The 10,059-nt window shown below is 72.4% G+C and carries 9 protein-coding genes and 1 pseudogene; 6 read left to right on the top strand and 4 right to left on the bottom strand.

The genetic code is table 11. The features are described 5' to 3' along the window. The first annotated feature begins 342 nt into the window (after positions 1-342). The 3 genes and pseudogenes from J1M41_RS10595 (at position 343) to J1M41_RS10590 (ending at position 2,382) form a co-directional block, all read left to right on the top strand. Positions 343-1,988, top strand: a pseudogene (locus J1M41_RS10595) (sodium:solute symporter family protein). Positions 1,989-2,022: 34 nt separating this feature from the next. Further along, entirely contained in the window at positions 2,023-2,151 is a 129-nt protein-coding gene (locus J1M41_RS12120; protein WP_210411798.1) for a putative transporter small subunit, read from the top strand. Positions 2,152-2,172: 21 nt separating this feature from the next. Then, a complete protein-coding gene (locus J1M41_RS10590) occupies positions 2,173-2,382 on the top strand; it encodes a hypothetical protein (RefSeq protein WP_144819544.1) in 210 nt (69 codons plus the stop codon). A gap of 32 nt (positions 2,383-2,414) precedes the next feature. On the opposite strand, the gene J1M41_RS10585 is transcribed toward J1M41_RS10590, so the two are convergent. From J1M41_RS10585 to J1M41_RS10575, 3 genes are read right to left on the bottom strand one after another with little or no spacing between them, the layout of a single operon-like run. After that, the gene (locus J1M41_RS10585) at positions 2,415-3,110 is read right to left on the bottom strand and encodes an LUD domain-containing protein (RefSeq protein ID WP_020624126.1); all 696 of its coding nucleotides are present in this window, start codon (positions 3,108-3,110) and stop codon (positions 2,415-2,417) included. Further along, on the bottom strand, positions 3,107-4,747 hold the full coding sequence (locus tag J1M41_RS10580) for a lactate utilization protein B (RefSeq protein WP_206451711.1): 1,641 nt from the start codon (positions 4,745-4,747) through the stop codon (positions 3,107-3,109). The genes J1M41_RS10585 and J1M41_RS10580 overlap by 4 nt, the downstream gene beginning before the upstream one ends. Next, on the bottom strand, positions 4,744-5,607 hold the full coding sequence (locus tag J1M41_RS10575; RefSeq protein ID WP_073117020.1) for a (Fe-S)-binding protein: 864 nt from the start codon (positions 5,605-5,607) through the stop codon (positions 4,744-4,746). Before J1M41_RS10575 ends, J1M41_RS10580 begins: the two co-directional genes overlap by 4 nt. A 137-nt stretch (positions 5,608-5,744) precedes the next feature. Between J1M41_RS10575 and J1M41_RS10570 the strand changes: the two genes are divergently transcribed. Together J1M41_RS10570 and J1M41_RS10565 are read left to right on the top strand one after the other, a co-directional pair. Then, entirely contained in the window at positions 5,745-7,472 is a 1,728-nt protein-coding gene (locus J1M41_RS10570; protein WP_342214105.1) for an L-lactate permease, read from the top strand. A 79-nt stretch (positions 7,473-7,551) separates the two neighbouring features. After that, complete coding sequence (locus J1M41_RS10565; protein ID WP_036339663.1) at positions 7,552-8,280, top strand: FadR/GntR family transcriptional regulator; 729 nt, start codon at positions 7,552-7,554, stop codon at positions 8,278-8,280. 21 nt (positions 8,281-8,301) lie between these two features. Here the strand turns inward: J1M41_RS10565 and J1M41_RS10560 are convergent, their stop codons facing one another. Next, positions 8,302-8,799, bottom strand: a complete 498-nt coding sequence (locus J1M41_RS10560) for a DUF456 domain-containing protein (protein ID WP_100059208.1) — start codon at positions 8,797-8,799, stop codon at positions 8,302-8,304. A gap of 105 nt (positions 8,800-8,904) precedes the next feature. Here J1M41_RS10560 and ald point away from each other — a divergent pair, with 105 nt between their 5' ends. Continuing rightward, positions 8,905-10,047, top strand: coding sequence for an alanine dehydrogenase (gene ald / locus J1M41_RS10555; protein ID WP_206451710.1), 1,143 nt, complete (start codon positions 8,905-8,907; stop codon positions 10,045-10,047). Positions 10,048-10,059 lie beyond the last annotated feature (12 nt).

Here is a 10,059-nt window from a genome sequence, read left to right as displayed (position 1 = left end):
GTCCGGCTTCTGCGCCGGGCACTCATGGTCCCCGCCCTGCTGAAAAGGCTCTATGTTTTTGCCATTTCTGCGCCGATCATGTGATGATCGCGCCATCCGGGTGGGCTCGTTCCGCCAGGATGCCGGTGTTGACAGCGCCGCCCAGGGCCGAGGGACCGCGATGGCTTGAGCAGAGAGCTCGCCGTTCGTGGACTCGGGACCCGGCGGGATGCCCTCCACCTCCCCGGCCCCCCTGGCCGCGACGTGATCGGTACGCCACCCTCCGCCCTGCGGAGCCGTGCCCTGACCGGACCGCGCCGGGGGACCGGGACGTCCACAGTCACTCGTGCGAAAGGAAGTCCGATGCCGCCCTCCCAGGACGCAGCATCCCTGACCCAGCTCGGCGTGATCGGGGTGATCCTGCTCGTCGCGCTGTTCTACGGCGGGACCATGATCATGTCTGTGGCCATCTCCAAGAAGAAGGAGAACGCCGACGCCTACATGACGGCCGGCAACCGGATCGGCTTCGGCGTGTCCGCCGCCTCCATGACGGCCACCTGGATCTGGGCCGCCTCCACTACGGCCTCTGGGGCGCCCTGATGATCCTGTTCATCTACCCGTTCGGCCGCCGCATCCGCGCGGTCGCGCCGCGCGCCCACACCCTCGCCGAGGTCATGTACGCCCGGCACGGCCGCTCGTCGCAGCTCATGCTGGCCGGTTCCAACGTGCTCGGCTCCGTCATCTCCCTGACCTCCAACTTCATCGCCGGTGGCGCCCTGATCTCCCTGCTGTCCCCGCTGTCCTTCGGCGCGGGCATCCTGATCGTGGCCGCGGGCGTGCTGCTGTACACCCTGTGGTCCGGCTTCCGCGCCTCCGTGCTCACCGACTTCGCCCAGGTGATGGCCATGCTCGGCGCGACCGTCATCATCATCCCCGCCGTGTTCTTCGCCGCGGGCGGCCCGGACATGTTCCAGACCGGCGTCGAAGCGGGCCACGTCACGGCCCAGCAGCAGAGCTTCTTCTCCTCCGACGCGTTCATGAACCAGGGCGCGCCGTACATCGCCGCGGTGCTGGCCTACGCGATCGGCAACCAGACCATCGCCCAGCGCCTCTTCGCCGTGCGTGAGGACCTCATCAAGCCCACCTTCATCACGGCCACCCTCGGGTACGGCGGCACCGTGATCGGCGTCGGCATGCTCGGCGTCATGGCGCTCTACCTGGGCGTCGAGCCGCTCGACGGCGACGTCAACAACCTCCTGCCCCAGATGGTCGCCGACCACCTGCCGCTGGCGCTCGTGGCCCTGGCGTTCCTGATGATCATCGGCTCGCTGTCCTCCACTGCCGACTCGGACCTGTCCGCCCTCTCGTCGATCGTGATGACGGACGTCTACGGCCAGTCGGTCGGCCGCCAGAACGCCGACCCGAAGACCATGCTGCTGATCGGCCGGATCACCATGATCGTGGCGACGGCGGCGGCCCTGTACTTCGCCACCGCCAAGTTCGACATCCTCGACCTGCTGGTCTTCGTGGGCGCCCTGTGGGGCTGCCTCGTGTTCCCCGTGATCGCGTCCTTCTACTGGGGCAGGATCACCAACGTCGCGTTCACGGTGTCCGTCCTCGCCGCGCTGGCCGTGTTCCTGCCGGTCCGCTTCGAGTGGATCCCGATCGAGGGCGCCTGGGCATTCGTGGTCGAGACCCTCGCGATCCTCGGCGTGGGCGTCGTGCTGGGCATCATGTGCTTCGGCTTCTTCGGCCTGCGTCCGGCGGTCGTGGTCGGCGCGATCGCCTCGGTCGTGATGCTGTTCGTCGGCTACGGCTTTCTGCGGGACTACGCCACGCTCACGGGCTCGCTCGTGGCCTACGCCGTGTCCTTCCTCGTCTGCTGGGGGTTGTCCGTCCGCTCCGGCCAGGACTTCGACTTCGACCGGATCGCGCGCGTGACCGGCGACTTCGACCCCGCGACCGAGGACCTGCCGCAGGTCGAGCGCGCCTCGGCCCCCGTGTCCTGATCCCCCCGTCCCCCGACTCGCAAGGAGCATCCGCATGACCGTCGGTCTGACCCTGTACGTCCTGATGTGGCCCGTCCTCGTGCTGGCCGTCCTCGTCTCGATCGCCCGCGGCTTCTTCGCCGACTGGGCCGCGGCCCGCCGCGAGGGCCGCTCGATCATCTGAGGCATCCGCCGGGGGCTGACCGTGACCCTGGTGGTCCTCGCCCTCGACGCGGTCTTCGGCCTGACCCCCGCCGAGACCTCGGCCGCCATCCCGGGCATCGCCGGGCTCGGCCACATGCTCGTGACCGCCGGTCTCGCGCTGCTGTTCGTGGCCCTGTACGGCGGCGTGCGGGAGCGTCAGGACCGCCTCGAGACGGGCCGCGCCGGCGGCGCCGTCGTCGAGGGGGCCTGACCCGCTCGATCCCCTGCTATACCGCGCCCGCGTCAGCGAGCGCGGTCGAGCAGGATCACGTCCAGGCGACGCGGCCCGTGCACGCCTTCGACGCGCTCGAGCTCGATGTCGCTCGTGGCCGAGGGCCCGGAGATCATGGTGATCGGCGCCGTCGCCTCCACGCGGGCCAGCGCCTCCGGGAAGAGCTCCACCACGGAGTCCAGCGGCACGATGCACACGTGGTGGTCCGGGACCAGGGTGATCGCCCGGCGGCCCTCGTCCGGGCGGCCGCTGAGGAAGATCGTCCCGGTCTCCGCGCAGGAGACCGTCGAGGACGTCACCACCGCGTCCACCTCGTTCAGCGCGTCCACGCTGAGGGGCTCGCGCTCGCCGTCGTGGGCGCCGCGGACCGCGGCCCGCTCCCCCGTGTGGCCCACCGCGGGCTCCGTGATGCGCTCCCGGCCTGCCCCGCGGGAGTCCGTGGGGAGCCAGTCCGGCTCCAGGCCGGCCGGCACCACGTACCGGGCGTCCGGGCCGAGCAGCTCGGCGATGGCCGCGGCCACCGTCTCCTCGGTCTCGTCCCGCACGGAGGCCCGGTAGTCGATCAGCCGATCGCGCAGCATCTCCACCACCTCGGCCCGGTCCCGGGAGGAGGTCCGCCGGTAGGTGCGCTGCACCGGGTCCGCGACCGGCCCGTCCGCCGTCGCCTCGCGGATGCGCCGCAGGATCTCGGCCTTCGCCTCGCTCATCGTCCGTCCTCCTCGACGTGCTCGTCCTCCTGGCGGTCCAGCCCGGCGACGCCGTCCAGGGCGGTCCGGTGCTCGGTCTCATCCTTGTGGCGGGCCCACCAGTTGCGGAAGGACTCCCGCGGGGGCGCCGGCACGTCGCGCTCTTCGGTCCAGCCGCCGGCGATGCCCGGCAGCCAGCCGAGCACCCGGTCCGGCCCGGCCGCGACCCGGCCCAGCCCCAGACCCCGCTCGGCCAGCGACATGCGCCGACCCGAGGACATCACCACGGAGGCGCCCTTCATCGCCACGTCCATCTGCGAGGGCGTGACGGACTCCACCGCCGCCTTGGCGCGGGCCAGGGGGCCGCCGGCGGCGTCCTCCTCCGTGCGCAGCGCCTTCCGGGCGGCGTGGGTGGCCTGCACGTCCTCGTCCCGGAGGTGGATGAGGATCGAGGGGATGTCGATGGCCACGGGGCAGACGTCGTAGCACGCCCCGCACAGCGTGGAGGCGTAGGGCAGGGTGCCGTTCTCCCCCGCGTCCACACCGGTGAGCTGCGGCGAGAGGATGGCGCCGATCGGGCCCGGGTAGACCGAGCCGTAGGCGTGGCCGCCGGTCTGCTCGTACACGGGGCACACGTTCATGCACGCCGAGCAGCGGATGCAGTGCAGCGCGGAACGGCCCTTCGGGTCGGACAGCACCGCGGAGCGGCCGTTGTCCAGCAGGACCAGGTGGAACTCCTGGGGACCGTCGCCCTCGGTGACGCCCGTCCACATGGAGGTGTACGGGTTCATCCGCTCGCCCGTGGACGAGCGCGGCAGCAGCTGCAGGAACACCTCGAGGTCCTCGAAGGTGGGCACGAGCTTCTCGATGCCCATCACGGTGATCAGCGTCTCCGGCAGGGTCAGGCACATGCGGCCGTTGCCCTCCGACTCGACGACGGCGAGCGTGCCCGTCTCGGCGACGCCGAAGTTCGCCCCGGAGATCGCCACCTTCGTGCTCAGGAACTTCTCGCGCAGGTGTCGGCGTGCGGCCTCGGCCAGGTCGGCCGGGTCGGAGGTGAGGCTCTCGTCCGTCTCCGGCATCTCCCGGAGGAAGATGTCCCGGATCTCCTCGCGGTTGCGGTGGATCGCCGGGACGAGGATGTGGCTGGGTCGGTCGTGGCCGAGCTGGACGATGAGCTCGGCCAGGTCCGTCTCGACGGCGGCCACACCGGCATGCTCGAGCGCGGCGTCCAGGCCGATCTCCTGGGTGGCCATGGACTTGACCTTGATCACCTCGTCCACGCCCTTGGCGGTGACGAGCTCCGTGATGATGCGGTTGGCCTCGGCCGCGTCCCGGGCCCAGTGCACGACGCCGCCGCGCGCGGTGACCTCGGACTCGAGCCGCTCCAGGAGCGCGGGCAGGTCCGCCATGACGGACTGCTTCAGCGCGGAGCCGGCGGCGCGCAGCTCCTGCCAGTCCGGCAGCTCCCCGACGACGCCGGCACGCTTGGCACGGATGGTGTGCGTGGCCCGGCGGATGTTGGCGCGCATCTGGCCGTTCCCCAGCTGCTCGCGGGCGGACTCGGGGAACGGGGTGTTCAGCAGGATCTCGCCCTCGCCGTGGACGGGGCGGACGGCGGGCATTCCCAGGCGCACGCGGGTGGGTGCGGTGCTCATCGGCGGGCCTCCTCAACACGGGCGGACGGTCCGCGGCGGACGCCGGCGGACGCGGGGATGGACAGTTCGACGGGGCCGTCGACCTCGAGCGGATTCTCCCGGGTGGCCGCGAGGATCTCGGCGAGGTGCACGGTGCGCAGCGGGCGGCCGTCCTGACCGCGCGCCTCGCGACGGTGCATGGCCCCGTCCAGGTGGAGCAGGCAGGAGGCGTCGCCGCCCGTGCAGAGGGAGGCGCCGGACGCGGTGACCTTCTCGATCTTCTCCTCCGCGATGGCGGCGGAGACGTCCGGGTTCTTCAGGGAGAAGGTGCCGCCGAAGCCGCAGCACTCCTCGGCGTCCGGCAGCGGGCGCAGGTCGATGTCCGCGACGGTGCGCAGCAGGTCCTCCTGGCGCGAGCCCAGGCGCAGCAGGCGCATGCCGTGGCAGGAGGGGTGGTAGGTCACGGTGTGCGGGAACCAGGAGCCGAGCTGGGCCCCGGCGTCCGTCACCCCGAGGACGTCCGTGAGCAGCTGCGACAGCTCGAGGGTGCGGGAGGCGACGACCTCGGCGTCGCGGGCCAGACCCTCGTCCCCGCCGGAGCGGGCGACGTCCGGCTGCTGGTGGCCGAGCGAGGCCACGCAGGAGGCGGAGGGGGCGACGGCGAGGTCGTAGTCGGCCTTCATGAAGGTGCGGACGTGGTTGCGCACCACGGGCAGGGCGTCCTTCACGTACCCGCTGTTGACGTGCATCTGCGAGCAGCAGACCTGGCCGGGCGGGAAGACCACCTCATGGCCGAGCCGCTCGAGGATGCGGACGGTGGCGAGGGCCACCTTGGGGTACATCGCGTCCACGATGCACGTGGCGAACAGGGCGATTCTCATGCCGGTCTCCGTTCCGGACGGGGCGCCTGGGGCGCCGTGCGGTGCGCCAGCACACGGGTGCCGTAGTGGTCAGACCATATCATGCCAGCCTCTTGCAAGGTGACCACCCTCACAGTACGCTCCTTGGTCTGACCACAGTGGTCCGACCATCACCGGCCCGACCGGATCCCGCCCCGTCCCCTCGCCCACCGGGAGACCCCCGTGCACACCCCTTCACCCCCACCCCCGATGCCGCCGGCAGCGTCGCGCTCTCCGCCGCGCTCGGCGTCCTGCCCCTGCTGACGTTCTTCGCCACCCTCCTCGGTCTGCGCCTCAAGGCCTGGCAGTCGGGGCTCGCCGCGCTCGTGGTGGCCCTGCTCGTGGCCGTGCTGGGCTTCCACATGCCGGCCCACCTGGCGGCGCTGGCCGCCGCCCAGGGAGCGACCTTCGGCCTGTTCCCGATCGTCTGGATCGTCGTGATGGCGCTGTGGTTCTACCAGGTCACCGTGCTCTCCGGGCGATTCGACGACATGCGCGCGATCTTCGACTCGCTCGGCGGCGGAGACATCCGCATCCAGGCCGTGCTCATCGCGTTCTGCTTCGGCGGCCTGCTCGAGGCCCTCGCCGGCTTCGGCGCCCCCGTGGCCATCACGGCCACCATGGTGCTCGGCCTGGGTGTGCCCCCGCTGCGGGCGGCCACCGCCGTGCTGCTGGCGAACACCGCGCCCGTGGCCTTCGGCGCCGTGGGCACCCCCATCACCACCGCGGGCACGCTCACCGGCATCCCCGCCACGCACATCGGCGCGATCGTCGGCCACCAGGCCCCGTTCGTGGCCGTGTTCGTGCCGTTCCTGCTCGTGTTCATCATCGACGGGCTGCGCGGCGTGCGGCAGACGTGGCCGGCACTGATCGTGATCGGCGCGAGCTTCGCCGTCGCCATCTGGCTGGCCTCGACCTACTTCTCCTACGAGCTCACCGACGTCGTGGCCTCCCTGGTCTCCCTCGCCGCCGCCGTCCTGCTGCTGCGCTTCTGGCGGCCGCGGGGCGCCGAGGAGGCCCGCCAGCGCCTCGACGCCCCCGCCCGCGCGGCGGCGCAGGACCTCACCCCCGGCCGGATCTTCATGGCCGTGCTGCCCTACATCGTGGTCGTGGCCGTGTTCGCCCTGGCCAAGCTGGTCCCCTCGATCACCGCGGCCCTGAACTCCGCCACCGCCAAGATCCCGTGGCCCGGGCTCGACGGGCACCTCGTCGACGCCTCCGGCGCGCCCCTGGCGAGCACCGTGTACAAGTTCGAGTGGCTGGCCTCCCCCGGCACGCTGCTGCTGATCGCCGGCCTGATCATGGCCGTGGTCTACTCCCGGTTCGACCACGACGGCCGGTTCCCGCTCTCGGTGGGGAACGCGCTCGCCGAGATCGGCCGCTGCTTCGCCCGCATGCGCTGGTCCGCCCTGACGATCGTGATCGTGCTCTCCCTGGCCTACGTCATGAACTTCTCGGGCCAGACGGTCGCCATGGGCACGTGGGTGGCCGGCCTGGGCGCGGCCTTCGTGTTCCTGTCCCCGGTGCTCGGCTGGCTCGGCACCGCCGTGACCGGCTCGGACACCTCCGCGAACGCCCTGTTCTCCACCCTGCAGCAGACCGCCGCCACGAACATCGGCGCCGATCCGGCCCTGCTGGTGGCCGCCAACACCTCCGGCGGCGTCGTGGGCAAGATGATCTCCCCGCAGTCCCTGGCGATCGCCGCGACGGCGGTCGGCATGGAGGGCCGGGAGTCCGAGATCCTGCGCCGCGTGGTGGTGTGGTCGCTCGTGCTCCTGCTGGCGGTGTGCACGCTCGTGTACCTGCAGTCCAACGTGCTGGCGTGGATGCTGCCGGCGGCGGGCTGACCGCCTGCACCACCCGAGCGGGGCGGCGTCCATCGGTAGGATGGACGGTCGCCGCCCCGCCCCCTCGGAAGGTCCGTCCATGACCGCTGCCCCCGCCTACACCATCGTGCTCGACTGGCTCGAGGCCGAGCTGCGCTCCGGCGCCGTGGTCGTGGGGGACAAGCTGCCCGGCGAACGCACCCTGGCCGAACGCTTCGGCATCTCCCGGGCGTCCGTGCGGGAGGCCACCCGGATGCTCGAGGCCATGGGCCTGATCCGCGCCAGCGCCGGCTCCGGGCCGAACTCGGGCGCCGTCGTCGTCTCCGAGCCGTCCGCGGCGCTGGGCTGGGCGCTGCGCCTGCACATCGCCACCCGGTCCCTGCCGATGGCCGACGTCGTCGCCGCGCGCGTGCTCCTCGAGACCGATGCGGCGCAGGCGGCCGCCGCCACCTCCGGCGACCCCGAGAGCGTCGCCGTCCTGGCCGAGGTGGAAACCCTGCTGGACCGGATGGACGACCCCGCGCTGCCGGAAGAGGACTTCCACCTGCTCGACACCGAGTTCCATGTGCGGCTGGCCACCCTGGGCGGGAACGTCGTGACGGCGATGATGCTGGACTCCCTGCGCCAGGCGACCATCGGCTACGTGACCGAGACCGTGGCCGGGCTGTCCGACTGGCCCGCCGTGCGCGCCGGCCTGCAGGCCGACCATCGGCGGATCCTCGCCGCCTCCGCCGCCGGGGACGGCCGGGCGGCCGCGCAGGAGCTGCGGGAGCACGTCCTCGGCTTCGCCGCCCTCGCCCAGACGGGCAGGGTGCCCGCCGCCGGGTGAGCCGGCGGAGGGTCCGGCGGTTCAGGCGGTGACGCCGTGCACCAGGGCACCCACGCCCACGGCGGTCAGCGAGCCCAAGGCACAGCAGAACTCCACGAGCATGCCCACGCCCATGGCCGTGAGCGCGCCGATCGAGCTGCTCAGGGCGGCCCGGGCGTCCCGGGTGCGGGCCCACTGGGAGGCGAACAGGCCGACGGCGAAGCCGAGGAACAGGCCCACCACCGGGATCACGAAGAACCCGACGGCGGCGCCGGCCACCCCCCACAGGATCGGGCCGCGGGTGACGCGTTCACGTCGCAGCCGTCGGCCGGTCAGCACCGCGGACGCGCTCATCCCCGCCACGGCGAGACCGGCCGCGATGACGCCGAACGTCCAGGACGCGGGGGAGCCCAGCAGCGCGGCCCAGCCGAGAGCCGTCACGAGGTTGAGCAGCGAGCCGGGCAGGACGGGGTACACGGTGCCCACCAGCCCCACCAGGAGCAGGAGCACGGCCACGAGGGAGATCAGCGCGGGAGTCACCGCACCAGTATGACGGGACGGGCACCGCGGTGACGTATGCATGGGCGATCGCGCAGCGGCCCCCGCGCCCTCGCCGGAACGGGCCGGATCGGCTAGATTCGCCGCATGTTGGTCGCTGTGCCCACCGAAGTGAAGAACAACGAGTTCCGTGTCGCCCTGACGCAGGGCGGGGTCCAGGAGCTGGTGCGCGCGGGCCACCAGGTCCTCGTGCAGTCGGGGGCCGGCGTCGGCTCCGGCGCCTCGGACCAGGACTACCGCGACGCCGGCGCCGAGCTGGTCGACGACGTCGACGAGCTCTGGGAGCGCGCCGAGCTGGTCCTCAAGGTCAAGGAGCCGCAGCCGGAGGAATACGGCCGCCTGCGCCGCGGCCAGGTCCTCTTCACCTACCTGCACCTAGCCGCCTCCCCCGCGTGCACGCGGGCGATCCTGGACGCCGGCACGACGGCGATCGCCTACGAGACGGTCACCCGCGGCCGCTCCCTGCCGCTGCTGGCCCCCATGAGCCAGGTGGCCGGCCGCCTGGCCCCCGCCGCGGGCGCCTACCACCTCCTCCAGCCGCAGGGCGGCTCGGGCGTGCTGATGGGCGGCGTGCCCGGCACCCGCCGCGCCCGGGTGGCCGTGATCGGCGGAGGTGTGGCCGGCGAGGCGGCCGCCGTGATCGCCGCGGGCATGGGCGCGGACGTGACCGTCCTGGACATCTCCCTCGAGCGGCTCGCGCAGCTGGACGCCGTCCACCAGGGTCGGATCCGCACACTGGCCTCGTCCCACCTGAACATCGCCGAGACCGTGGCGGACGCGGACCTCGTGATCGGCTCCGTGCTGATCCCCGGCGCCGCGGCCCCGAAGCTGGTGACCGCTGAGATGGTGGAGTCCATGCGGCCCGGCTCCGTGCTGGTGGACATCGCGATCGACCAGGGCGGCTGCTTCGAGAACTCGCGGGCCACCACCCACCAGGACCCGACGTACCTCGTGGGGGACAAGATCTACTACTGCGTCTCCAACATGCCCGGCGCCGTGCCGCAGACCTCCACCTCGGCCCTGACCAACGCGACGCTGCCCTACATCAAGCGCATCGCCGACCTCGGATGGCGCGCCGCGCTGGCCGCGGACGAGGGCTTCGCCGGGGGCCTCAACGCGCACGACGGCGTCCTCACCCTGCCCTCCGTCGCCACGGCCGTGGCCGACGAGCTCGGCCTGGACCCCCAGAAGGACGTCCGCGTCACCTCCGAGGTGCTCGCGGAGGCCTGAGCCCCGCGCCCG

Origin of the sequence: Micrococcus sp. KRD096 (assembly GCF_017168495.1) — a bacterium.
In the GTDB taxonomy this organism is placed as follows: domain Bacteria; phylum Actinomycetota; class Actinomycetes; order Actinomycetales; family Micrococcaceae; genus Micrococcus; species Micrococcus luteus.
This window is presented reverse-complemented; position numbering and strand designations above follow the sequence as displayed.

Bases quoted from the DNA above. Each gene is read 5' to 3' on its own strand.
- ald (WP_206451710.1), top strand. From the start codon at position 8,905: ATGTTGGTCGCTGTGCCCACCGAAGTGAAGAACAACGAGTTCCGTGTC.
- J1M41_RS10575 (WP_073117020.1), bottom strand. From the start codon at position 5,607: ATGAGAATCGCCCTGTTCGCCACGTGCATCGTGGACGCGATGTACCCC.
- J1M41_RS10585 (WP_020624126.1), bottom strand. From the start codon at position 3,110: ATGAGCGAGGCGAAGGCCGAGATCCTGCGGCGCATCCGCGAGGCGACG.
- J1M41_RS10565 (WP_036339663.1), top strand. From the start codon at position 7,552: ATGACCGCTGCCCCCGCCTACACCATCGTGCTCGACTGGCTCGAGGCC.
- J1M41_RS10580 (WP_206451711.1), bottom strand. From the start codon at position 4,747: ATGAGCACCGCACCCACCCGCGTGCGCCTGGGAATGCCCGCCGTCCGC.
- J1M41_RS12120 (WP_210411798.1), top strand. From the start codon at position 2,023: ATGACCGTCGGTCTGACCCTGTACGTCCTGATGTGGCCCGTCCTCGTG.